This is a genomic window from Robertmurraya sp. FSL W8-0741, from assembly GCF_038004005.1.
Classification (GTDB): Bacteria; Bacillota; Bacilli; order Bacillales; family Cytobacillaceae; genus Robertmurraya; species Robertmurraya siralis.
On sequence record NZ_JBBOQG010000001.1, the window covers coordinates 2,793,599 to 2,819,106 of the forward strand.

Below are 25,508 nucleotides of genomic sequence, written 5' to 3' on the forward strand. Positions count from 1 at the left end.
ATCGCCTGCGTTGTATAATTAAGTTAGGGTAGTATTGTTACTTTTAAATTATACAATGAGTATCTATATAAATTTATCATAATCACGTATTTTTTTCAATGATTTTTTGATGCAAAAAGAGTAGAATTTGAGCAACGTCAAATTCTACTCTTTTTTATTTATTATAGTACTAATCCGTATCATTCGTTTTATTGGCTTCATTAAAGAAATTCTCACAAAGCCACTGACCTTCTTCGCTAAATAATTTTATGCAGATGTTTCGATCTATCGAAGCACCCGCAGCCCAATTTAGAATCGTTCTCACATTTGCTTCTTTCATAGGAAAATGGTGGATAAACACTTCTGATTGCTCATTTAGTCTTGTTGACCATATTTGCGAACGTGCCATGACCGTTGAATAATACGTACGGATGAGTTTACGGGCAAATCCTTGTGTGATGCTTTTAAATTCTTCATCTGAAGCTATACTTATTCTTCTCATAGTCCGTTGCAAAACATCGCAAATATCTCCATTGAAGCTTATCGCTATTTCCGGTGTTAGTTTATAAGGACCAAATCGCGGTCTTAAATCTTCTCCGTATAGACAAACACATAATTCTTTAAGAAATGCCTGCTCATAATAATTTGCCGGATCCATTATATAATCGTAATATCCGACAGCAATGCCGACTTCACGAAACAGTAAATTAGCTTTGTATGACAATTGTTCAGCAAGAAGTTTTAAATGGCTCGACTGATCAGAACTCAGTTGTTCCTGATAAACCGCAAGAAGATCCAAGTCTGACTTACATTGGATAGCATCTCCTCTTGCAACACTGCCATAAACATATACACTGTGCAAATTTCTTGAAAAACTGTTTTTAAGTTTTTCTACCGACTCTCTAATAAAAGGCATATAGACGTCATCAATTAATTTCAAGTTAACGTCACTAACGATAAACCCTTCATCATCAAGGCCGTCACCTGTTTTTAACCTCCTCCTTTTCAATCGCTCACCTCCTCATTATATAGCTGCCAAAAATCGTTACCATTCGTTCCTTTACATCTCTTCTAATCAAATTGTTCACTACCGTCATTATGGAAGCAATTGAAAAATAGGTTTTACTTTTTTACCAACGTAACTGCTCCCCCCTCGTTGTTTCACATCTTCAATCATCATCGCAATCAAAAGATCTTGTTTGTCATGATCATAGGCAACAAACCAGCCGTTTTCAGTACCTTGTGTGTCGCTTTTGCTGGCTTTGATTTCGGCTGTACCGGACTTTCCGGCAATTGTTCTTGTAGGAATATAGACACCATGACCAGTGCCATTAGGGTCTTTCACAACATCAAGGAGATATGAATCAATCCGTTCAACTGTTTCAAGGTCAATAAGGTTGTTTTTCCATATCTTTCGTTCTTCCTCTTTTAATAAGAGTGGATAAAGCATATCTCCATCATTGAGGAAGGGTGTGTATGTCATCGCTAAATGAATAGGGCTCATCAAAATTTCCCCTTGACCATAGGCGGAATCGGCTAATTGAACTTCTGTATTGATCCCAGCATTGGATAGTTGAGAAGGAGCCATGGTGAATGGCAAATTCAGCTCCTCATTAAAGCCGAATTCTGTTATCGCATTAACAAATCTTTCAATTCCCAATTCAATTGCTTCTTGAGCAAAATAAATATTGTCTGAATAGACAATAGCATCTCTTAAATTAACTGTAGACTTATTTTTCACTCGGGTCACGTAATATCCACCCCAAGACTCATCCTTCGACCAACGAAGACCGTTAATTTGCTTTCTTTCATTTGGCTCTATCGTTCCTAACTTTAAGCCAGCGGCTGCAGTAATTGTTTTGAAAACAGAACCGGGGGCGCTTCGGTTAAGAAAACGATTAAAGAACGGATTTTTTGGATTTTGATTCCATTCTTCCCACTGTTTTGTTGATAAGCCACGGACAAATGCGTTTGGATCAAATGCTGGAGTGCTCACTAACGCAAGAAGAGCACCCGTTTTTGGAGCAACCGCGACAGATGTTCCCGCATCTCCCTCGAGTTGTTGATAAATTTCATACTGTAAGTTCGCGTCAAGTGCAAGCTGAAGAGTTTCTCCATCAACAGCATCTGTTTGCGCCAATGTTTCTTTTAGGTTGCCATCCTTATCACGGATATAGATATGGACTCCATTCTTTCCTCTTAATTTATTTTCATAAATGCTCTCTAATCCTGTGTTACCAATAATATCACCAGCGGAATAGCCTTGCTTCTCTAACTCTTGTAGTTGTTCCGCGCTGATTTCTCGAACATAGCCAATTAAATGAGCGGTGGCAGGACCAAAAGGATACGTTCGAACCGTTTCTTCTTGGATCATCACACCTGGTATTTTTAAAAAAGGCTCGATATCCTTTTGACCGTAAGGAAGCGTTACTATCGGAACAAACAATTCTGGCTTAACCCAGTCAGCGCTTAATTTTTGTTTTATCTCGTCAGGTGTTATTGCTAACAGGTCAGCCAATGCTTCAATCGAAGTCTCTTCTTGATCTGAAAGCTTTTCTGGCACTATTCCCACTACATAAGCTGGTGCATTGATCGCAAGACCACTGCCGTGTCGATCATAAATCTCTCCTCTTGTCGCCTTAAGCGTCCTCACTCCTACTGTATCCCCCTCCTCCATCGTTGGAAAAATAAGAGAGGGCTCCCAATTAACAAACCACTGTTGTTTTTCATTACTTTTTTCTTTTACCAACTGGGCTTGGTGATCAAATTCAATCGGCCCAGCATTTGTGGTCATACGGACCGTATATTTCAATGTTATTGCCCCTCCTTTCGTTTCTTCCGTGTCCGTATAACGCCCAGTAATCTTTAATTGTTTCACTTCAATTCCGTTATAGATCTTCTCATACCTTTCCACAAATTGTTGTTCTGACATTCTTTCTTTCGCATTCCCGGATAAATGCTGATACATTTCAGCAAAATTCATTTCTTCCCAGCTTTCAAGATACATGGAAAAGCTGTCCTCAGGACTTAACTTTTTTGAACAGCCACCGGCCATGAACATGAGGAAGAAAGTGAGCATCCATAAAGTAATTCGTTTCATCTTTTTCAACTCCTGCTTATAACTGCGATTGTATTATTCATTAAAAAACACCCTGAAGATTCTTTGACTAATCGTGTTAGCCGTACTGTGTGGGGCAGCATAACCATCTTTGTATGCGTGCGGAACGATGACGGCGAGCGCAATTTCTGGCTGATCAAATGGGGCATATCCGACAAAAGATTGATTCCATGTTTTCACACCATTTTTGAACGATTCCGCTGTTCCTGTTTTTCCTGCAGCATTATATGGCTCGTTGAGAAAAAATTTTCTAGCGGTTCCTTGTGTTCCATGAGTTACCTGCCAAAGTCCCTGCTGCACCCGTTCGATGTATTTATCCTCCATTTCAATCCGGTTTAAGACAACTGGATGAATTTTTTCAACAACATTTCCTAAAGTTTCGTTTTCTATTTGTTGTTCTCTTATTTCTTGAACAAGTAACGGCTTCATCCGATAACCACCATTTGCTATGGTTGAAATATATTGGGCTATTTGCATTGGTGTATAAGTGTCTAACTGTCCAATCGCAATTTGAAAAAAAGTACTTTGATTCGTGCCTTTAATTCCAGCAGTTTCATTTGAAAAGCCGATTCCAGTAGGAACACCTAAGCCAAATTGATTAAAGTAAAAGCGGATCATCTCAATTTTTTCAGGATCAAATGTTAACGGTCCATTTTTGACATACTTGCCATTCATCATTTCGATTGCTGTCAGCCACATATACACATTCGAGGAACGTTCTAGCGCTTTTAAATCATTAACTCGATTCATTACCGTATAGGACGAAAAAGTACCAGAACCTTTAATATGCAAAACTTCATCCAAGATCGTTTCTCCTATTTTTCGTACACCTGTTTGATAACCTGCAAGCAACGTTGCTGGTTTTACCACAGAACCTTGTTCAAAGGCATAAGTAAATGTGCCAGGCGTATAATCATAAAACTTCTTAGACTCTCGGTCATACACTTTTCCAGACATAGCAAGAATATAGCCAGTTTTTGGTTCCATTGCCACAACAAATGCTGTATCAAGAGTTTCTGTATGGGACTGTCGTATTGCCTTTAAGAGCTCCTCTTCCATAATGTTCTCGACTTGTTTTTGAAATTCCATATCAATGGTAAGGACAATGTCCTTACCAGGTGCTCCCTCGGCGACGATCTCCTTATCTATCACTTTTCCACTTTGAGCAGATGTAATCTTCATTTGACGTTTATTGCCCTGTAACACTTGATCATAAAGCTCTTCTAAATAGCTTTTTCCAACCCGATCATTGAGATTAAACCCCATTGCTTTATATTGTTCTGCCTTTTCTGCTGGAAGACCCTCATCTGTCGTCGTCACTTCACCTATCATATTCCAAAATGTATCTCCATAGGTGCTTTCTCTTTTCCAATCTGTTGTTACATCTACACCAGGTAAACGAGCTAAATTTTCACTTACTCTAGCAAACTCTTCGTCAGATACATTTTCATTTTTAATGATTGCAGGTGTTAAAGCGATGGCACTTGAAAGCTTTCGATAAATAGCTGCCGTATTGCCCTCAACGCTTTTTAAATCATTTGCAGTAATTCTCTCAAGTTTTTTGTTGTAAATTTCCTTATCCGTAAGGTCACCATTTTTCCAAGCTTGCCATTCTTCTGCAGTTACAAGCTGTTCCCCATTTTCATTTTCTAGCAACCAAATATCTTTCAATTCCCGAGTACGGACTTTATCAATATCCTTTTGATTCATCTTGATCATTGCAGATAGTTCCTTGGCCAAATCCAATAGTTCAGTTGGTTGTGGATGCTTTGGGGGCGTGAAGGTGATCGCTTGTTCAGGTGTATTATAAACAATTAAACGCTGATTCCGATCGTATATTTTTCCTCGTGGAACCTCATATTGAACAATAGTCGATTCTTGTTTTTCTAATTCATGAAGATACGCTTCCCCGTTCACAATTTGTACAACGCCAAGACGAATAATTAATATGGAGAAGAGAACAAAAACAACAAAAAACAAAATATTCATCCTCTTCACAGGTTTATTTCTCTTTTTATTCAAGTGACAAACCTCTTTCTATTTAAATGTTTCGACGATCACTTTCGCTGTATTAGCAATTAACTCATCATTGTAAGTGGCTTCCACTTCATCTTTGCTCGACATAATCACCATAATGATTGGCTTTCGCTCAGGCGGCCAGACAATCGCGATGTCATTTCGAGTTCCATAACCTCCCGCACCGCTTTTGTCACCGACGACCCAATCCTTGGGAACTCCAGCCCGAATAAGTGAATCCCCTGTCGTATTTCCCTTCAACCAATCTTGAAAAATATCTTTCTTAGATTGGGAGAGAAATTCATCTATTCCAACATATTGAAGGTTTTTAGCAAGGGCCTTTGGTGTACTCGTATCCCTAGAATCACCAGGTGTTGCTTCATTTAATTCCGTTTCATAACGATCGACACTTGTTGTTTGATCACCAATTTTTCTCAAAGCCTGCTGTAACCCCTTAGGTCCCCCGAGCTCCTCAAGCAAAAGGTTTCCTGCTGTATTGTCACTGTATTGAATCGCTGCTTCTGAAATTTCTAATAAATTCATACCCGTTTGAACATGCTTTTCTGTAATCGGTGAGTATGTAACAAGATCATTTGTCGTAAATGTCTTCAATTTCTTTAGTTCACTAATAGTAGACTTTTGCAGAATAAATGCTGCTGCAAATGGTTTAAAAGTAGAAGTATATGCAAATCTTTCATCGGCCCGATAGTTAATCGTCTTATTCGTTTCTGTATCAATTACATAAACACCTAACCGGGCTGCAAATTCTTCTTCAAGCTTTTTAAATTGCTCTGTTGTGAAATCCACTCGTACTTCTGTTTTTGCTGCTTCCTCACTGCATCCAGCGATAACAGTGAAAAAAAATAATAATGTCATTGCTTTATATAGTCGTCTTTTAAGCTTCATTGTTCATTTCCTCCCTATTTGATTACGTTAGTAATCTGACTACATTTGTAGTATAATACTACATACGTAATCAAATAATGTCAATTTTTTATACATCGAATTGCTAATTGATTAAGAGAATGGTAGAATTCGAGTATTATCAAATGTTGAATAAACATGTAAGGAGGGATATTAGGATGTTTTTAAATCATTTTATGATCGGTTTTATCGCTTCATCTTTTTCGATCATCGTCATTTTAGTTATGAAAAAATTATTTAAAAATCATCTTTCTGCTAAATGGCATTATCATCTATGGTACATCCTTTTTATCGTTTTAATGATTCCATTTATACCTCTTCACATCTTTAACATTAACGAACATTTTCATTTTCGAACGATCGAAAATGAAATTCAGACACGTTCTTTAACTGCTCAGGAAGGTCATAAAACGGGTGAAACATTCAATTGGATTGAAGATTTTTCAGTTACGGTCAATCAGCCTGATTTATCCCTTCTGAATGTCCTACTTGCGACAATCTGGCTTGGCGGAATGCTATTTTTTGTCTGCGTCACATTGAAAGCATGGTTTTCCATTAGAAACATCAAAAAATATTCGGTCCAGTTAACCGATCGTGAGACTATAAAAGTCTTTGAAGTTTGTAAAAAAAGACTGGGAATATCAAGAAATATTAAAGTGGTAGTATCGCCTCATATTACTTCACCCATGATGTATGGGCTTTTTCAAACATATGTTGTCTTACCTTCCTCTTTTCAGCTATCGAAGAAGGAAATGGAACATATTTTTTTACATGAGCTAAACCATTATAAAAACAACGATATTTTAATCAATTATTTTTCCATTGCTTTTCAAATTGTTTATTGGTTCAATCCACTTGTGTGGCTGGCATTCAAAAAGATGCGTCTTGATCGTGAAATTGCTTGCGATATGGCTGTTCTACAATCATTGGAATCAGATGCTCACCGTGATTATGGATACACGCTTATCAATTTTATCGATAAAGGTATGTTCAAAAGAAAATTTACTTTGGCAAACCTTTTAAACGGCTCCAAGGAGCAGATGAAAAAGAGAATAGAACAAATTGCCTCCTATTCACCGCAATCTAAAAGCTCAAAGTGGAAAAGCTTTTTCATCTTTAGCTTCATAAGTATAGTGATCGCAACTCAATTACCGTTCATCTCTGTTTTTGCTGAGGAAAACAATCGCTACTATAACATCGAGGATAAAACGGTATATGAAGATTTAAGTAAATATTTTTCAGGCTTTGAAGGAAGCTTTGTTTTATACGATCAAAATAAAGATCAGTACCGCATATACAATGAGGATAAAAGTTCATTAAGAGTATCGCCAGACTCCACTTATAAAATTTATAGTGGTTTAATTGCCTTAGAATCCAATATCATTACACGGGACTCTTCCACCCTTACATGGGACGGAAAAGAAAACCCCTATCCAGCATGGAATATGAATCAAGATTTAGAGTCTGCCTTAAAAAATTCTGTCAATTGGTATTTTCAACAGTTAGATAAAGAAAATAGTCTTGAAACGATCGAAACCTTTTTAAAAGAGCTGGGTTATGGAAATGAAAATATATCTGGAGGAATTGATTCATTTTGGCTTGAATCTTCTCTAAAGATTTCTCCTCTCGAACAAGTCAACGTTCTTCACGATTTCTATACAAATCATTTTTCCTTTAATGAAGATAACGTCAATACAGTTAAGGACGCTCTCCGTTTGGAGGAAAAACCTGGGCGGGTTCTCTCAGGCAAAACAGGGACAGGAAATGTAAACGGAGTAAATATTAGAGGATGGTTTGTTGGATACGTTGAAACGGATGACAATACTTTTTTCTTCGCAAGTTATATTGAAAATCATGGAAATGCAGCAGGAAGCAAAGCTGCAGAAATTGCCTTATCGATCTTAGCAGATAAAGGTATATATTAAAGATTTATGGATGAGGAGGAGGATTGTTGGTGAAGAATATTCCCAACATTTCAGAATCAGAATGGGAAGTAATGAATATTCTTTGGAATAAATCGCCATTAACGGCCAACGAAGTTATTGCTTCTCTGCAACAAACAACTGATTGGAAGCCTAAGACGATTCGCACCCTTTTAGATCGTCTCGTTCATAAAAACGTCGTAGGTGTCAATCGAAATCAAAAAGTATACACTTTTTATCCTTTGTATTCTCAAGATGAATGCCAACGTGCTGAAACGGAATCATTCGTAAAAAGAATATACGGCGGAGCTGTAAAATCGATGCTTGTTCAATTTATTGAGGAAGAATCTCTTTCAGATGATGATATTAAGGAATTGCGAAAGATTCTCGATGAAAAGCCTAAAGAGAAATAAAAAAGAACACGTCCAGATTACAAAATCTGTTCGTGTTCTTTTTTGCCATTAATGTTTTCTGAAGAAGAAAAAAATTCTTTTACTCGTTGAAAAGCTAACAGACAATGCATGTTAAGAAAAGGATTTTTCCAATTATTAGCGAATATTTACTTTAATATATTGATTGGTGGTGTAGTGATGATCAATAAATTTGTCATGCCTGAAGTAATATTCGGTCATAATTCCCTCCATCAGGTTGGAGAAAGTTGTATCCGACTCGGAGCAAAAAATGTACTAATTGTAACTGATCAAGGAGTTATGGAGGCCGGCTGGGCAGACGTGGTTGAAAAAAGCTGTAAAAGTGCGGAATTAAGCTACACAAGTTTCAATGAAATTACAACTAACCCGAAGGATTATGAAGCAGAGCTTGGTGCCAATGTTTACGTTGAGAATGAATGCGATGCAATTATCGGAATTGGTGGCGGTAGTGCTATCGATGTAGCAAAAGCAGTTGCTATTTTAGTTACAAATGGCGGAACAATTTCAGAGTACGAAGGGGTTGATCAAATTAAAAAACCACTCCCTCCCCTTATTATGGCGGCGACAACGGCAGGATCTGGGTCCGAAGTTTCACAATTTTCTGTAATCGTTGACAGTAAAAAGAAAAAGAAAATGACGATTATTTCAAAATCGCTCGTTCCCGATATTGCAATTATTGATCCGCTCACCCTTTCGACAAAACACGACCATCTTACCGCTTCAACTGGTTTGGATGTTTTAACACATGCTATTGAATCATATGTAAGCGTTGCCGCAACTGCGTTAACAGAGGTATATTCAAGAAATGCTATTCGACTTGTCTCCCAATATTTACGGCCATCAGTAGCGTCAAAATTAAATAAAGAAGCAAAGGAGCATATGGCCATGGCAAGCCTTCAAGCCGGGCTCGCTTTTTCCAATGCAATATTGGGGGCTGTTCATGCTATGTCGCATTCAGTTGGTGGTCGATATCCGATGTTGCATGGCGATGTAAATGCCGTCCTTCTTCCTCATGTAATGGAATTTAATTTGTTAGCAGCCCCCCAAAAATTTTGCGATATTGCTGAATTGCTTGGTGAACATATTGGAGGTTTAAGTGTATACGAAGCTGGAAAAAAAGCGATCGAGCATGTAAAACAATTATCACTTGATATTGGTGCCCCTCAATCCTTATCGGAAATGGGGCTTGAGGAAAAAATAATTAGAGAATTAAGCTGTCTTGCCTTGAACGATGCTTGCATGATTACGAACCCCCGTGATATTAAGGAAGAAGATGTAGAATGGCTTTTTCATCAAGCATTATAAGGGGGGATTATTCCGTGAATACACAAGAAAGAATGATCGAATTATTAACTGGAATTCAATCGTCAAAAAGGAATTATTACACAGAATTAAAAGAAACCGTCCACGAGCTTGAAAAGAAAAACATCCAGTTAGAAATTATTAATGAGATCATGAGAAGCTTTAATGTCGACATGTCCATAAATGATATGCTAGAAAAAATGCTTGGAAAATTAAAAACTATTTTTCCAATTAATCGAATATCACTTTTCTTGAAAGTCGAAAATATCCTCACTCTTTCACACTGCTATCCATCAGATTCGCACTTTTTTGTGCAAGGAATGATTATTCCAAAACAGCAAGGCTTGTACTGGACCGTTTTAAAAACGGGTCAAGCACGCCTTATCTACATTGAAGAAAGCGAGGAAATGTTCGAGGTACAGGCTTTGCGCAAAATCGATCTCACAAGCTGTCTTTTATTGCCTTTAAATTATAAAGATAAAACGATTGGTATTCTGCTATTAGGGAGCAAGGAAAAGCTCGAACTATTGGAGACTGATCTCACGTTCTTCCAACAGCTCTCCAATCAAATTGCTGTTTGTTTAGAAAACGCACGTCTCTTCAATGAGGTGCTGCAAAGAAAGAAACAGTGGGAAGAAACTTTTCAAGCCGTATTTGATGCCATTTTCATCATTGATTTAAATGGCATCATTCTTCAAGCAAATAAAGCAGCACAACAAATATTTTCCCATTCCGAAAAGCTGGAAGGACGTTTAATTCATGATTTCCCATTCAAACAAGGCGACTACCAATTTCAATTTTCGCCTATTTTAAATATCCCCTCATCCGGGGAGCTCCTTATTGCCAAAAGGATTTGTGAATATTATTGCTACCCTATTCTGGATGAACATGGCGCTCAATATGCGTCGATCATTTATATTAAAGATATTACCGCAAAAAAACAGATTGAAGCACAGTTGCTCCAATCTGGGAAGCTCGCGGCGATTGGGGAAATGGCTGCTGGTGTAGCGCATGAATTAAATAATCCCTTAACTGCAATTATGGGGAATGCACAACTTTTAAATAGAAAATTAAATCTAAAAGATGTTCAATTAAAGCAACTGCTTGAAGACATTCATGAATGTGGAAAAAGAAGTAAAAATATCATTCGCAATCTTCTGACCTTCTCTCGACAGGACCAGTATCGCTTTGAAAAGTGCTCCGTAAATGATGCTGTTGCACAAGTATTGAGCATCATTGGCAATCAATTGCACAAACAAACAATTGAATTAGAAACGAAGCTCGATCATAAACTTCCATTTATTGATGGAAACTTGCAACAAATTGGGCAGATTATTTTAAATTTATTATTAAATGCCAAGGATGCGATTGAAGGCTGTGAGCATCCGAAAAAGATTTTGCTTGAAACTTTTCAAGAACAAGGAAACGTTATCCTTGCTGTAACAGATAATGGCTGCGGCATCGAGGAGCATACTATCTCTGAAATTTTTAATCCCTTTTTTACGACAAAAACAGATGCAAAAGGAACAGGTCTCGGTTTATCAGTTAGCCTTGGTATTGCCGAAGCCCATGGTGGAACGATCAAGGTAATAAGTAAACAGCATCAAGGTAGTACATTTAAGCTGATTCTTCCAATTAAGGAGTGAAATAATGGCAGAAATTTTAATCGTTGATGATGAGAAGGAAGTTAGCACATTTCTTTCTCATCTGTTAAATGATAAAGGACACTCTATGACTATTTGTTCTAGTGGTTTGGAATTCGATTCAAACATACAAAAAAAACAATTCCAATTGGCATTTCTTGATGTGAAACTGCCTGATCGAAATGGTCTTGCGATTTTGAAAACATTAAAGGCGGTGCAGCCTGCTTGTAAAGTAGTTGTCATGACTGGGTATGCCACCATTCAAACAGCTGTGGATGCGATTAAATTTGGTGCAAATGACTTTATTGAAAAGCCTTTTGATGATATTAAAGATATTGAAAATTTGACGGAGCAGATTTTACAAAATGAAAATGGTTCTAATCACGCTGAAATTGATAAATTAGCGCAACAATTGAATTGTTTTATCGGCAACAATAAAGAAATGATACAAGTATTCAAATTAGCTCACAAATTAGCTCAGAAAAATATCCCGATCCTTATAGAGGGAGAAACCGGAACAGGCAAGGAGATTCTTGCCCGCTTTATTCATCATGCAAGCTTGCGTAAAAACTATCCTTTTGTCGGAATAAATTGCGGTGCCATTTCAGAAAATTTGCTAGAAAGTGAACTATTTGGTCATGAAAAGGGAGCATTTACCGGTGCTACGAAAGAGAGAAAGGGATTCTTTCAACTTGCAGGCAAAGGCACTTTATTTCTTGATGAGATTGGAGAAGCTTCATTGACTACACAAGTGAAGCTTTTACGAATATTGGAGACAGGCGAATTTATAAAAGTTGGCGGCGAAATGACTGAGTTTAGCCTTGCCAGAATTATCGCTGCGACCCATGTTGGACTTGAGGATGCTGTCAAAAATGGTTTATTTCGTGACGATCTCCTTTATCGTCTTGATGTAGTGAAGCTAATGATCCCACCGCTGCGTCTTCGCTCTGAGGACATTCCTCTATTCATTGAATTTTATCTACAAAAGGAGCAGTTGAACTTTACTTTTACAAAAGAAGCACTTGATTGTCTTCGTTCTTATACATGGCCAGGAAATATTCGTGAGCTAGTTAATGTTATTAAAAGAGCCGTCGCTTTTGCTGAAGAGGAAACAACAATGATTACAGTGGATTATCTTCCGGAAAGGGTTCGAAATGTGAGCGCTCGTGATAGCAGGACAAATAATCCATCCTTTCCAGCTTATCACCATACCACCTTTGAACAATTTTTACACAACTGGTCAGAAGAAATATTAAAAATGTTATATGTACAAAAAAGCTCAGACCTAAATAAAGTGTTTGAAATGATGAATATACTTGAAGCTAAAGCAACACAAACTTTTATTGAAAAAGCTTTAAAGAATACAGTTGGAAATCGAAAAAAAGCAGCAGAAGAACTGGGGATTACGTTGCGAAAATTACGCTATTATTTAAATGAAAAAAAATGAGGAGTGCAAGAATAAAACCTTGCACTCCTCTTGTTAATTCATCTTTAAAACAACTCGACCGTTTATCTTTCCATTTATCATTCGCTCAAATACTTTATTTACATCGTCTAAGGAAGCGGTTTCAATTTGGCAGCGGATTTTCCCTCTAGCTGCAAAATCGAGTGCCTCCTGCATGTCCTTTCTAGTTCCTACAATTGAACCTTTCACTGTGACTCCATTTAAAACAGTATTAAAAATCGGAATAGGTAGATCATCATGTGGAAGACCTACAACAACTAGTGTTCCACCTCGTTTAACAGAACGATACGCTTGCTCGAAAGCCTTTTGTGTGACTGCAACACTAACTGCTGCTTGCACGCCCCCTACCTTTGCCTGAATTGCTGCCGCCGGATCCTCCTTCAATCCATTGACAGTAAGATCTGCGCCTAATTCTTGCGCCAACTGCAATTTTTCATCCTGAATATCAACAGCAATAACATTAAACCCCATCACTTTTGCATATTGCAGTGCTAAATGGCCTAAACCACCAATCCCATAAATAGCTACCCAATCACCTGGTTTTGCTTCAGATACCTTTAATGCTTTATAAGTCGTCACACCAGCACAAAGGATTGGGGCTACTTCAACGGGATCAAGTCCTTCTGGAATTCTTGCTACGTAATCTGCTGGAGCCTTACAATATTCGGCATAGCCGCCATCAACAGAGTATCCCCCGTTTTCTTGTTTAAGACAAAGCGTTTCACGTCCGCTCAAGCAGTATTCACATTCTCCACAAGCAGAGTAAAGCCATGGAATCCCAACTCGATCGCCTATCTTTAATGATTTTACTCCATCACCGACCGCCTCAACGATTCCAACCCCTTCATGACCAGGAATTAAAGGCAACTTAGGTTTTATCGGCCAATCACCATGGGCGGCGTGAAGATCTGTATGGCATACCCCACATGCCTCAAGCTTCACTAGTACTTCTCCGTAATTTAAAGTTGGTTTTTCCACTTCCTTGATCTCCAATTGTTTCTTAAATTCATTGACAATTGCCGCTTTCATCGTTTCCATTCCCCCTGTTTAAAAAAGTTCACTATTTTTATGCAATTACTGTGCCAACTCATCAGTTCAAATAATTGTTGTTGTTTCAATAATAATGAGAGGCTTTCCTCTTTCATTTTTAAAAAAGAAACGATAAATCGGCCAAATTGGCCGAATTTTCGTAAAATTACGATTAAACAAAAACTTTAATCTGTGAAAGTTAACATGGCTAAAAAATATTTATTAAATTGAATAAACATAGTATGATAATAATTAAAAAATAGGAAGAGGTACGTCGATGAGCTCAACTTTGGCACCAAAACAAGCAGTGAAAACCAAAATATTAGTAATCAATGCGCTTTTTATCGCATTAGTTTTTGTATCGACAATGTTCATTAATATTCGCCTGCCAATCATGGGAAATGGCGGACTGATTCATTTAGGAAATGTTCCCCTTTTTATCGCCGCATTTCTCTATGGAAGAAAATCAGGAGCGATTGCAGGTGCTGTAGGAATGGGATTATTTGACCTTATTTCAGGCTGGACAGCATGGGCCCCTTTTACTTTTGTTATCGTTGGAGCAATGGGGTATCTTGCTGGACTGATCGTCGAAAAGCTTCCAGGGAAAAAGTTATACGTCTATTCAATGGCCGTGGCCGTTGCTTTAATTATTAAAGTAGTAGGCTACTATTTTGCAGAAGTACTCTTATACAGCAATTGGGTCTTACCATTTGGTTCAGTTCCCGGGAACATCATGCAAGTCGTCATCGCTGGCATCATCGTAATTCCACTTGCAGCACGATTAAAAAGATATGTATAAAATGAGTAAACTGGATGATGTTATCACGAACTTGCTGCATCATCCAGTTTTGTAATCAATGTCTTTTTTGAATTTGCTTACATACTAATCGTTCCTCCCCTATCTACCTCTCACAATGATCATATTCACAACCTTATACAATGCTGTACATGGCTGGTCAATCTTGTTAGATAACTAAAAAGCCCTAGTGGAGATACTAGGACTTGAAAATACGTGAGTGATAAAATGATTACCTACTCACCAGAAACCCAAACTAATTTAATGCTATATTTAGTCGTTCCTTTTGTAAAAACACGATTAAACTTGCCATCCATAATTAATTGTCTTAAAGAACGTTTTGTTTCGTCTGCCCACTCATTGATCTTGCCACGCCCATCATAAGGAAAAACGGAAGACTGTTTTGCATTGATTTTCACAAGATCATCTCCGTCAAAGTGATGCCGATAATTATAATTGTAGCTTTCTGATTTATCCTTTAGTTTAAGTGGTGCACGATCGATTAGCTTGTTTTTGCGGTAAAAAGAAATAATATTAGCTTTTCCTGACTTTATTTTATCAATTTCAATGATAATTTCCTTCTCATTCATATGCATAGTCTCCATTTCCAAACTATATTTTTTAAACCTTATTAATAGTCAGTATTCCCAAACAAAGAAAGCTATAATTCTGTTTCTTTCAAAGTGCTCTTGCCTGAATAGATTTAACTCACGTTGATTAAGTGCTGTTCCTTCCTTTGAATTTACATTGTTTCATTAACAAAAAAGCTTGCAGCCTGTTTTCATTAAACTCGCCTGCAAGCTTTAAAGCTAAAATCTCGTTACTTTCATGATACACTTATTTTCGCTAAATTGCGAACTTATTTGATGAATGTTTACTTTAGCCAACACTGAATATGGAGATCAGCTGTTAAAATATATTATAATTTCAAGAGATCGAGTGGAAACTCCTCCACTTCTCTTCCTTTTCTTCCAATCGTTGTTTTTGCCCTCGTCAAGGAATTTAGAATTGCTTCCTCAGTTGCTTCAGCAGCTGCGCAAAAAAGCATGTTCATCATACGCTTGTCTTCTCTAAAAAGGAATTGCTGCTCTATTCTATCGCTTGAAAAATGAGGAAATGTCTGTGAGGTTGAAAAGGCCATTACAATATCTCCACTTCCGTGACTCATATGGCTTCCTGTTCTTCCGAGACCGATTCCACATCTTTTCGCCATTCTCTGAAGCTGGCGTTCATTAACAGGGGCATCCGTAGCCAACACGATCATGATCGAGCCGTCTGTTTGTGCATCTTCGTTATGATTTTCAACTCTTCGTTTTTTTTCAGTGTCAATAAAACGATTATACGAGTATAGTTCATCTTGAGTACCAAAATTACTCAATACTAAACATCCAATCGTGTAAACTCCTTGTTCTCCATCATCGACCACCAATCGTGATGAGCAGCCTATTCCACCTTTATAACCGAAACAAACCATTCCTGTTCCTGCTCCAACTGCTCCTTCCATTGCCTTATCTGTTGAAGCTATTCTAATGGCCTCTTTTGCATGCTCCGGTTTTACTGACATCATTCGAATAGAATTCAAGTAACTATCATTACATTCCCCAACGACGATATTGGCGGTACCAGTAGTCTCTCCAATTTCTGGATTTTGCTCCAACAAATATTCTAAAGTCCCTTGTGTTACGGCAGGAATTGAAAATGTATTAGTAAGCATGATCGGAGATTCTAATCTTCCTAATTCATTCATTTGCACTAAGCCTGTTGATTTACCAAATCCGTTAAAAACATAGCTTGCCGCGACAACTTTATTCTGGAAGAGATTTTCTTCGTGCGGTAGAATCGCTGTCACGCCTGTACATGCCCATTCATTATCGGCATTTGCAAGTGGATGATGTAAAGTTACATGACCAACATGAACCCCCTGTACATCAGTGAGGCAATTTTTCGGTCCCGGTGGCAATTGTCCTACTACAATACCCAGATCTCTAATTTTTTTTCTTTCCATAGACATCCCCTCTTACGTTATGAGAACCACTCCGTTAAGCTACTCTTATTGCCTTTTACATACATGCTAAAGTAAATAATTTCTGTAAACAAGCATAAAAATTAGAAATCATGATAATCCCTTTATAAGTGGAAACTCTGACTAGCGCTAGTCCAGTGTGGCGATAACTAACCGCTCTCTTTCAATGCTATTGTTTCTCATCTCCCTTTTCCATCGTCAGGTTGATCAGAAACGAAAAAAACTGTAGATAACATTATTTCTTTTGATTGTCTACAGTTTGAAAGAAGGATAAAGATGGCCGACTTGATTACTTCAAACGTTAAGCTGTATTCTAAACTCCACGCTTATTGCCCCAAATAAGTGTATGGAGTTGTGGAAGTACTTTGACACTTTTTAATGTATGATCCTCTATCGTTTTATTGATCAGCCATTCATACTTATTTAATAGCTGGCGAATAAGTGTCTCATTATCTTCTGTTTTACTGTCATCATTGCCTACTTGTAAATAAAATGGTAAATTCGGATAACGCAGATGGATCTTTTTCGCATACAAAAAGTCCTCATCATCAAATATCACAACTTTCAAGCTAATCTGACCGGTACTTGACTCGATATAATTATGAATAATTGTATCAAGTGCCGCAAAGTCTGTGTTCATCCCTGAGCTTGGAGGCTTTGGAGAAATAGTCAACTGATCGATCTGAAGGAACCAATCTTGCCATTTAGACCCTTGCGTTTCTAATCCAATATCGATATGATTTGCTTTTAACAGGGCGATTAAATTCGAAAGATTCTTTAACAGGGCTGGGTTTCCTCCTGATAAAGTGACGAAGGAAAATCCATCGCCACCAATTCTCTTTAATTCATGCCAAATCTCTTCTGCTTCCATTTGTTTAATTAAGCTTTTACCTGATCCATCCCAAGTGAAGGCAGAATCACACCATGAACAGGAGTAGTCACATCCAGCAGTTCGGACAAACATTGTTTTTTGGCCAATAACCATTCCTTCACCTTGAATAGTTGGTCCAAAAATCTCCATTACCGGAATTTTACTCATTTTCCATCCACTCCCTTCTTGCCTCGGCATAGCTTGTAGGTGTTTCAAATAAACGGATAAATTCAACTCTAGTATTTGGATAGGACTGGGTTAGTGCAGTCTGTAATTTTTCATAAATCCACACAACCATATTTTCCGCAGTTGTGTTCATTTTCGGCAGCGTTTCATTTAAGTAGCGATGATCTAAGAATATTTCAATATCCTCTTTCCAAATTTTTTTCAGGTCAGCAAAATCTATGACAAGACCAAGCTCGTCCGTAAAGCCGCTCACTCCTAAGATGACTTTATACGTATGTCCGTGAAGATTTTTACATTTTCCTTCATAACAATGGAGATGATGAGCTGCATCAAAGGTAAATTCTTTGCTTATTAAAACACGCTTCTGATGATATTTTAATTCACTTTTTTGAATGTCTTTATCTATTTTTTGCAATTGATCAACGATGCGAAAACCGAACATAGACTGATCCATCATCCCTTCACTCCTTCACGAGTGGAAAGATAGCTTTCTAAACCGTTTTTTCTTAGCTTACAAGCAGGACACTCCCCGCAGCCATCACCAATAATCCCATTGTAGCAAGTAAGTGTTTTTTCACGGACAAATGCCAATCTATTAAGCTCATCAGCCATTTTCCACGTTTCTTCCTTGTTTAGCCACATCAATGGTGTATGAATGTCAAATTCCTTATCCATGGACAAATTGATTGTAACATTTAATGATTTAATAAAGGCATCACGACAATCAGGGTAACCGCTGAAGTCAGTCTCACAGACACCTGTTATAATATGTTTTGCATTGACTTGACTAGCAAGGATTGCGGCGAATGAGAGAAAAATAAGGTTTCTTCCAGGCACAAAGGTAGACGGAAGCTCACCGTCCTCCCCTTCTTCAATTTTAACATCATCTCTTGTCAACGCATTGGTCGTTAATTGATTCAATAAATTCATATCTAAAATATGGTGATTTACATTCAACTCTTTTGCGATCTTTTTAGCACACTCAATTTCTTCAATATGCCGTTGATTATAATTAAACGTAACCGCCTCAACTTCCTTAAATGTTTCGAGTGCCCAAAACAAACAAGTTGTGCTATCTTGTCCACCGCTAAATACAACAATCGCTTTTTCATCTTTTAACATAAAAATTACTCCTTTTCAAAAGAAAAAACAGTACCCCAAGATCGAAGTACTGCTTCATCTTAGTTTTTTTAGAGAGGGGTGCTAGAACCTCTTTTATTCAGCTATTACAATACTAGCATAATTTTTCTAAAAGGGGTACTCGTATGAACATAATGACGAGAGATTATGTGATTAGCCAAAAATCGTTTCCTCGATCAGGATCGTATAAAAAAACCTCCTATTAAGAGAAAAAGCCTCCTAAAAATAATTAGCGAGGCAGTTTATATTACAATATTTTCTTTTGCTCCAACTTATCTTCGCTCACCATTTGTTCCAATTCAAGTCTCATTTTCTCAGTTTCTATTAAAAAGTTTTGATGTTTCAATTTCTCCAATTCCAATTGATCTTTAATCATCTTATGCTTCATTTTCGTCTGCTTTTGAAAATGGTCTGTAATAATAGCAACGAGCGGGATCGAAAAAATCATGATGACAGTCACTGTTCCAGTCATAAAAATCCTCCTGACGAAATATTATTATGCTTACATTTTACACCAGAAATTATTCACAAGGAATGATTTTATGAAAATTGCAGCTATTGGTTTTTTACCATTGCAAAACTAAAAATGTGATTTTTGATGCTCATAACAATATACATTTCCTTTAAAGCGATTTGAATGAGCAAGACAGTATTGTGTCACTTTACTAGAAACTACTTTACCACAAGTTTTACAAGTGGAATTTCCCGTTGAATTAGGAGTTTCTTGAGTTTGTCCGTTCAGTGTCCTGATGTGTGCTGCTCTTATTTTTTTATCGGTTATATTCCCCTCACTCACTGTGGTATACATATTTAAAATATCAGCTGTAGTAAAAGGTGGCTGTGAACTGCTTAGCTTGATAACATTTAATTTTCTCGTTACGTATTCTAATAGTTCTATGTCATAGATGATGAGATCGTTAGAATTAATTTTTCTTAGCTCTTCATTTACTTTAAAAGTACTTCTGCGGTTAAAGGAAACTACTGAAACAATATTTTCATTTGTTATTTTTGGTAAAATCGACTTAACAGCCTCAATATGGCCATAATTTTGATGAAATGGGTTGGTGAAATTGAATTTGCCATTCAGTGACCATTCAGTGCGATTTCGATGGCCATAAATAACACCGGTATAATTTTTCGTCTCAATAACAAATATCGCATGAGTCGTAAAAACGATATGATCAATTTGAGAATACCCAGATTTAGTTTTTTTGCTTGGAAGCAAAACATCACTTAAGTATTTAAACTCTTGCGGTAATTGCTCTAGCTGGAGATTAATTTTATATTCCCCTATTTCTCCAATTCTGGTATTTTCAACTTTATTTTTTTTGCCTTCCTTCAAACTAGTTTTATTCAGTTGCTGCTTACTTGAATTGTTAAATAATCTTTTAAACATATTTGTGCCTCTCTTAAAATGGAAACTCTTCACATTTGCCGAAATCCTCAATCATTTTACTGGAACATACCCAGTCTGTTCCACGATATATTGTCCTTGCTCAGAAAGCATCCAATTGATGAACTCCTCGACATGAGGATTTGTATTTCCACTTGTAGTTACCGCGTAAAGTGGAGCAACGATTGGATAAGAATCGTTTTGAATATTTTCTTTGCTAGGTGTCATTCCGTTAATCGCGATATATTTAATTTTACCATTCTCCACCATGTTTTGTGAAAAATGCCTAAAAGAAAAGCCGATCGCATTGGTGCGATTTTGATAATTGGTGGTTTCGGTAATAATCCCTCCCATGGCCGAAACGATATCTTCTGATGGCGGTTCCATTAAAGGTACATCGCCCATCACGTTTATTAAAGCTGATTGACTCCCGCTGCCTTCAGGACGTTGAAAAGCACGGATTTCCTCATTCTTTCCACCAAGCTGCCTCCAATTGGTGATTTTTCCCGAGTAGATCGCTTGAATCTGTTCCATTGTTAGTTCATTAATCGGATTTTTAGAATGAACAAAAAAAACAAATGCTTCTCTCCCAATCGGTGTTAAATTCAATTCAATCCCAAGCTCTTCCGCATTGCGCATCTGTTTTTCCGATGGCTGCGCAATAAAAATAAGATCTACATCGCCTTTTAAGAGACGGTCGAAAGCTCCGCTTGTCTGACTTGAAACAACTTCACTATCGTGAAGTGAATAATCCTTTTTTGGATATACCGCTTGGGCAAAAGCAGAGTATACAGGATATAGCGCTGTGGCACCATCTAACTTAGGAAGATCATCGGAGATTTTCAGTGTTGAAGGTTCTTCCAGCGAAACAAGTTTCGAGCCTTCAACAAACGGGGTGTACTCTGATAAATCAACATCTTGGGTGCTCACCACTTCAAGTGATCTTTCATAAGCTTCATATCCTTCATATGAAACGATTGAAACAATAGCAGCTGCAATAAGAATGATTGTACTTCTCTTAAACATTTTACTTTGTGCTTTCCCATAAATCAGAAAAATAATCATTATAATGAGTGCAATTGTAAAAATAGGAATAAAAAATAAATAAAATGGTTTGTAATCAAGCAATGAAATAAAAACGGTCGTTGCAAATCCCAAAAATCCCAACAAAAAAATGGTCAATATTGAGACAAATAGCTTCATCAATTCTTCCTCCCTAAATAACTAAATAATTTAAAATTCTATAGTGTAATTTTACACTATTAGTGCTATTTGTCAATTATATTTAGCAAGATCAACCAAATTTGCAATGCGCCATTTTTAATGAACAGCTGTATTGGTTGTGTTTAAGTTGTTGGTTTTGTACCGCTCTGTCGAAGAGTAGAGAGCTTTAATGATGAGAAACTTCACTTTTCTTTTAATTGACTAGAACTCTTGTTTGTAACATTGCCTTCTTGCACATTTAGCCCATTTCTTTAAGTTCATGGCACTAAAAGTAAGCATCGCCTGCATGGACTTGTTTTAATTCCTCTAAAAGTTGTCCATCGCATACCATGCTTTTCTTTTGCGTCCGCAAAGAGTCGTTCAAACGACTCTTTACGGCATTAGTATAATTCTTTGAATTCATTTGTATGACAAAGGTGTTCAGCTTCTTATAAGTGTCGCTGTATTCGCTTCTTGTGATTTTTACTCAGTGTATACTGTTCAAACAAAGGAACACTTTCCATTTCACCGAATTCGATTTATATTTTCTATGTCCTTCCTTTTTGTTGTAAAGGGATATCTCCCAGTACCACCTCTCATATTTTAGCAAAATCTAGCATCTGCTCCCTATTTCGAAGCAATTCTATTCTAACCCTTCAATCAAAATTTCTTTTGCTGGTAGAAAAAACTCTCCTGTATCTAAGTAACGAACTTCCACTTTATCACCTTCCTGTAAATAGATAGCAAAGGGATTCGTTTCAGATGAAATGACGTAGCTCTGTTTATTATTCAATAAGAAGGTGATTGTCGTAAAATCGCCGACCTTCTCCTTATAAACACGTATAACTGTTCCACTAATTTCCTTTTCCTCTGCTTTCGAGCTTCCATCAACCGTACTACCCCCTCGTTGCAATGCTGTTTTGTAGAGCTTCAGTGCTTCATTTGGTGTATTTGCATACACAGAAATTTCTGGGTTGGCAGCGGAAACGATAAAATAGTTTTGAAGGAAGCCATTTGAATCAAGTACTGGAGTAAGCCAACTTGCTTCGCCATAGAAGTTATAGAGAACAGGCATCTGACCCTTCCACTTCTTTTCTATAAATTTCTTTTCAATAATTTGCAAAGCACCTTGTGAATCCATGTAAGACTGTTCAAGATTGCCAGTGTAGTATGTTGCTTCACCTGTTCTAGCGTTTGTGAGAGAATAGCCTAGCATCGAATCTACATTCTCTTTTGGACTTGTGAAATCAGTGAAATAAAACATATCCCCATTTTCATCAAATATCGGACTAACATTTGCCACTGTTCCTTCATCAGAAGGCAGCTTTACATCTTTCTTTCCAAACTTGCTATTCCAAAATCCGTGAATATAATTTCCGAAATAACTATTGTGTAAACTGACAACTTCTGGAGAAACAGCACTATCAATAAATTCTGGAATTTCTGCTAAACGAAAGTCACTTGTTTCCCCTGTCTTTGGGTCTACCATCACAATCCCTTTGACATCAAAGCCATTTCTAGCAGAAATGAATTGTCCATAGGAACGAATATAAAAAGGCTTACCATCATCATCAATTTCTAATTGCACATCCCCATAAAAAATATGATGCGGATATTTCATCCGTATATGGCGTTCAAGATTCTTATGAAGATAGGAGGATGGTGTGTATTCCATTTCAGCTTTCATAAATTTGGGATTGTCACTTGAATCGGTTGCACTGATCGTAAAATAACCTGGTGTATTATCGCCATTTAACCATTTAAAAAAACCTGAAAATTCTACAGGTGCTATATATACATATTCTCCATTAACCTTTTGAATTTGCAAATTTCCAAGTTCGTAATAGCTTGTGTTTGGAACCTGGCCAAACGCTTTTTTCATCTTATTTCGAGCAAATTTTGGTGGTACACTTGCTGGCGTTTCACTTTCAGAAAATGTTTCGATTTCTATTTTTTCGCTCATTTTTGCTACTTCGTATTTTTCATTAGCATTAAAAACAAATGCTGATAATAATACCGCTCCAAATACTAAACTTCCAAGAAACAATGCTCCTTTGATCAGCCTTTCTTTTCCAGAAGCAAAAATTGTTCCTAACAGAGTCACAGGGATAGCCAATCCCCATAAAGATGTAAAGTTTCGATCAAGATTTGTTACATAGTAGAATGTAAAAATAAAAATAATGATAAGAGCAATCCCAATCAGCATTACTCCTGTTTTTGATTTCTTTTCCTCTTTCTTATTTGTTCTCCTACCAGTAAAGGGAATCAGCACCAGTGCAGAGGCTAATCCCGCGATAAGTGAAAATAGATAAATATTGCCCATAATAACCCTCCTGTCATAAAACCTACAAATAAATTTACGGATGAGCAAAGCAGAAGTTTCAAAAGAAGAATATTAGCGCTAGTTAGGTTCCCCTTAAATGTAGGAGAACTATCGATTTGTTTCTTACTATTTGATCGTCTCTTAAAGAAGGAGAGTGCTAAATTTGCACTAAACATAAATACAACCCACAAAAGAGTTCGCCTTGAAATACAAATTCAATATTTTTGCACAAAAAAAGGGATGAGAACTGTTCCCATCATCCCCTACTTAACCACTTTTATATAAAAGTAAATATCTTGACCGTCCTTTTCTGGCGCAACTACCAACTCATACCCGTGCTTAACAGCTTCTTCCGGTACGCTACGGAAGGACTGTGGACAATCGGCAATCACTTCCAACACCTCTCCAATTCTCATCGTTTTCAGCGCATCCAGCGCATAAATAACTGGGTATGGTCAAGGTTCACCACGAATATCTAAGGTGTAGTCGATTTCAAGTTCTTGTGACATGGATTAAACCTCCTTTATGGTGATATGTTTCGTTTGTTCATGTTTAATTCCTGTTCCATAACGAAACCGTTTTTCCCACCAATTTGAGAACAAGAACCATAGCACTAACATAATTAACGTACCAATAAGAGCTCCTGTTGGCCCCCATTCAGTAATTAAATTAACCTGCGGCCATCCAGCTGCAAGTGTATTGAAAATGCCAAAGTGATCCCAGCCATAGGATAACAGGGTAGCCCCAACAATGTTCCCTGCTCCCACAATCAAAAACAATACTTGTCCCTCCATGGCACGATACATCATCCCTGTTTCACAGCCTCCAGCAAGAACAATTCCGAATCCAAATAAAAGACCGCCGATTATAGTACTAGGTGCGGCGATTTTAATAATTTGGGTAGAGCCTGCTTGAATAAAAATAAAAGTAACAACAACGCTAATAATCATCCCTACTGCGATCGCCTTTGACATGATGGCACGTCCACTAATCCATAAATCGCGGAATGCGGATGTGAAACAAATTTGTCCCCGTTCAATCAAAATACCAAAGAATGCCCCTGCAAGTGCGCCAACTGCAAGTAGATTTTTGCCTGTAGCAAGAAAATATACAATAATCCCCGCATATACGCAAGCTAACAACCACCCTAAAACGGGTTGTATATTCGAGTTCTTTATTTTTTTCCTTTTCATTCTTCTTTTTCCTTTACTGCTTTGAAGGTTTGGTTTTCCAAGCCACCATCTTGTATTGACCACTTTTACTCCAAAAAAAGTTCCGACCGCTGTCATAATCATAAAAATCCATGCGTGGAAAGAAAACTGAGGAACCCCCGTAAAAAAGGCAGCTAAGTTACACCCCATTGCCAGTCTCGCACCAAAACCAGCAATAATCCCACCAATAAATCCTTGTACAAGACGGCGTTTTTGGTTAGGTATACGAATTTTGAAACTGCTACTTAACAAAATCATCATCAATGCTCCCACGAGCATGCCAATCACAATCCAGCCATCCGTACGATTAAGAGGAGACCCATTTATCCCAATTAACTCGAAGTAGGCCCATTTGGACACATCCACACCGAACCATTGTAAAACATGTCCTCCTAATCTTGTAAACTCCCCCGTTACAGCCCAGACAGTTCCGGTTATTCCAAAATATAGTGCGCTGAGCAATCCTGCAATTCCAATCGCTACATAAGGGTTCCAATATTCTTTAAATATTTTATGGTATAAATTCATTTTAT

Annotated in this window: 22 protein-coding genes and 1 pseudogene; 6 read left to right on the plus strand and 17 right to left on the minus strand. The window is 37.4% G+C overall.

Annotated elements, in window-relative coordinates; genetic code table 11:
* Positions 1-169 precede the first annotated feature (169 nt).
* The 4 genes from NST02_RS13530 to bla all read right to left on the minus strand — a co-directional run bounded on the left by NST02_RS13530 (position 170) and on the right by bla (position 6,019).
* Positions 170-988: a nucleotidyltransferase domain-containing protein gene (locus NST02_RS13530; RefSeq protein ID WP_235879493.1), complete on the minus strand. Its 819-nt coding sequence runs from the start codon at positions 986-988 to the stop codon at positions 170-172.
* 87 nt (positions 989-1,075) lie between these two features.
* On the minus strand, positions 1,076-3,079 hold the full coding sequence (locus NST02_RS13535; RefSeq protein ID WP_340949140.1) for a penicillin-binding transpeptidase domain-containing protein: 2,004 nt from the start codon (positions 3,077-3,079) through the stop codon (positions 1,076-1,078).
* 33 nt (positions 3,080-3,112) lie between these two features.
* Complete coding sequence (locus NST02_RS13540; RefSeq protein ID WP_235879494.1) at positions 3,113-5,119, minus strand: peptidoglycan D,D-transpeptidase FtsI family protein; 2,007 nt, start codon at positions 5,117-5,119, stop codon at positions 3,113-3,115.
* 15 nt (positions 5,120-5,134) lie between these two features.
* The gene (gene bla / locus NST02_RS13545) at positions 5,135-6,019 is read right to left on the minus strand and encodes a class A beta-lactamase (protein WP_340949141.1); all 885 of its coding nucleotides are present in this window, start codon (positions 6,017-6,019) and stop codon (positions 5,135-5,137) included.
* Between the two features lie 176 nt (positions 6,020-6,195).
* Between bla and NST02_RS13550 the strand changes: the two genes are divergently transcribed.
* From NST02_RS13550 to NST02_RS13570, 5 genes are all read left to right on the plus strand, one after another.
* Positions 6,196-7,962 (plus strand): BlaR1 family beta-lactam sensor/signal transducer, encoded by a 1,767-nt coding sequence (locus NST02_RS13550; protein ID WP_340949142.1) that lies wholly within the window; start codon positions 6,196-6,198, stop codon positions 7,960-7,962.
* Between the two features lie 26 nt (positions 7,963-7,988).
* Positions 7,989-8,372, plus strand: coding sequence for a penicillinase repressor BlaI (gene blaI, locus NST02_RS13555; RefSeq protein ID WP_095313385.1), 384 nt, complete (start codon positions 7,989-7,991; stop codon positions 8,370-8,372).
* A 174-nt stretch (positions 8,373-8,546) separates the two neighbouring features.
* Positions 8,547-9,695 carry an iron-containing alcohol dehydrogenase gene (locus NST02_RS13560; RefSeq protein ID WP_340950013.1) on the plus strand — a complete coding sequence of 383 codons (1,149 nt, stop codon included), beginning with the start codon at positions 8,547-8,549 and terminating at the stop codon, positions 9,693-9,695.
* A gap of 14 nt (positions 9,696-9,709) precedes the next feature.
* Positions 9,710-11,338, plus strand: a complete 1,629-nt coding sequence (locus NST02_RS13565) for a sensor histidine kinase (RefSeq protein WP_340949143.1) — start codon at positions 9,710-9,712, stop codon at positions 11,336-11,338.
* A gap of 4 nt (positions 11,339-11,342) precedes the next feature.
* On the plus strand, positions 11,343-12,782 hold the full coding sequence (locus tag NST02_RS13570; RefSeq protein ID WP_340949144.1) for a sigma-54-dependent transcriptional regulator: 1,440 nt from the start codon (positions 11,343-11,345) through the stop codon (positions 12,780-12,782).
* A 33-nt stretch (positions 12,783-12,815) separates the two neighbouring features.
* On the opposite strand, the gene adhP is transcribed toward NST02_RS13570, so the two are convergent.
* On the minus strand, positions 12,816-13,829 hold the full coding sequence (adhP, locus tag NST02_RS13575) for an alcohol dehydrogenase AdhP (RefSeq protein ID WP_095313391.1): 1,014 nt from the start codon (positions 13,827-13,829) through the stop codon (positions 12,816-12,818).
* Positions 13,830-14,106: 277 nt separating this feature from the next.
* Between adhP and NST02_RS13580 the strand changes: the two genes are divergently transcribed.
* Entirely contained in the window at positions 14,107-14,628 is a 522-nt protein-coding gene (locus tag NST02_RS13580; protein WP_340949145.1) for an ECF transporter S component, read from the plus strand.
* 233 nt (positions 14,629-14,861) lie between these two features.
* Here the strand turns inward: NST02_RS13580 and NST02_RS13585 are convergent, their stop codons facing one another.
* The 12 genes and pseudogenes from NST02_RS13585 to yedE all read right to left on the minus strand — a co-directional run bounded on the left by NST02_RS13585 (position 14,862) and on the right by yedE (position 25,503).
* Positions 14,862-15,215: a hypothetical protein gene (locus tag NST02_RS13585; protein WP_095313395.1), complete on the minus strand. Its 354-nt coding sequence runs from the start codon at positions 15,213-15,215 to the stop codon at positions 14,862-14,864.
* 329 nt (positions 15,216-15,544) lie between these two features.
* Entirely contained in the window at positions 15,545-16,630 is a 1,086-nt protein-coding gene (locus NST02_RS13590) for a DmpA family aminopeptidase (protein ID WP_340949146.1), read from the minus strand.
* A 331-nt stretch (positions 16,631-16,961) separates the two neighbouring features.
* Positions 16,962-17,687: a 7-carboxy-7-deazaguanine synthase QueE gene (queE, locus tag NST02_RS13595; RefSeq protein WP_340949147.1), complete on the minus strand. Its 726-nt coding sequence runs from the start codon at positions 17,685-17,687 to the stop codon at positions 16,962-16,964.
* On the minus strand, positions 17,680-18,159 hold the full coding sequence (gene queD, locus NST02_RS13600) for a 6-carboxytetrahydropterin synthase QueD (protein WP_137744036.1): 480 nt from the start codon (positions 18,157-18,159) through the stop codon (positions 17,680-17,682). Before queD ends, queE begins: the two co-directional genes overlap by 8 nt.
* Positions 18,159-18,827: a 7-cyano-7-deazaguanine synthase QueC gene (queC, locus tag NST02_RS13605; protein WP_340949148.1), complete on the minus strand. Its 669-nt coding sequence runs from the start codon at positions 18,825-18,827 to the stop codon at positions 18,159-18,161. Before queC ends, queD begins: the two co-directional genes overlap by 1 nt.
* Before the next feature lie 265 nt (positions 18,828-19,092).
* Positions 19,093-19,317, minus strand: a complete 225-nt coding sequence (locus NST02_RS13610; RefSeq protein WP_095313402.1) for a hypothetical protein — start codon at positions 19,315-19,317, stop codon at positions 19,093-19,095.
* Between the two features lie 108 nt (positions 19,318-19,425).
* On the minus strand, positions 19,426-20,241 hold the full coding sequence (locus NST02_RS13615) for a nuclease-related domain-containing protein (RefSeq protein WP_095313404.1): 816 nt from the start codon (positions 20,239-20,241) through the stop codon (positions 19,426-19,428).
* Between the two features lie 51 nt (positions 20,242-20,292).
* On the minus strand, positions 20,293-21,441 hold the full coding sequence (locus NST02_RS13620) for a PstS family phosphate ABC transporter substrate-binding protein (protein ID WP_095313406.1): 1,149 nt from the start codon (positions 21,439-21,441) through the stop codon (positions 20,293-20,295).
* Positions 21,442-21,663: 222 nt separating this feature from the next.
* Positions 21,664-22,003, minus strand: a pseudogene (locus NST02_RS13625) (transposase); the annotation flags it as partial.
* Positions 22,004-22,084: 81 nt separating this feature from the next.
* Positions 22,085-23,764: a hypothetical protein gene (locus NST02_RS13630; RefSeq protein WP_095313408.1), complete on the minus strand. Its 1,680-nt coding sequence runs from the start codon at positions 23,762-23,764 to the stop codon at positions 22,085-22,087.
* Positions 23,765-24,027: 263 nt separating this feature from the next.
* A complete protein-coding gene (locus NST02_RS13635) occupies positions 24,028-24,207 on the minus strand; it encodes a sulfurtransferase TusA family protein (RefSeq protein ID WP_235879496.1) in 180 nt (59 codons plus the stop codon).
* Positions 24,208-24,276: 69 nt separating this feature from the next.
* Positions 24,277-25,503: a selenium metabolism membrane protein YedE/FdhT gene (yedE, locus tag NST02_RS13640; protein ID WP_340949149.1), complete on the minus strand. Its 1,227-nt coding sequence runs from the start codon at positions 25,501-25,503 to the stop codon at positions 24,277-24,279.
* Positions 25,504-25,508: the final 5 nt, after the last annotated feature.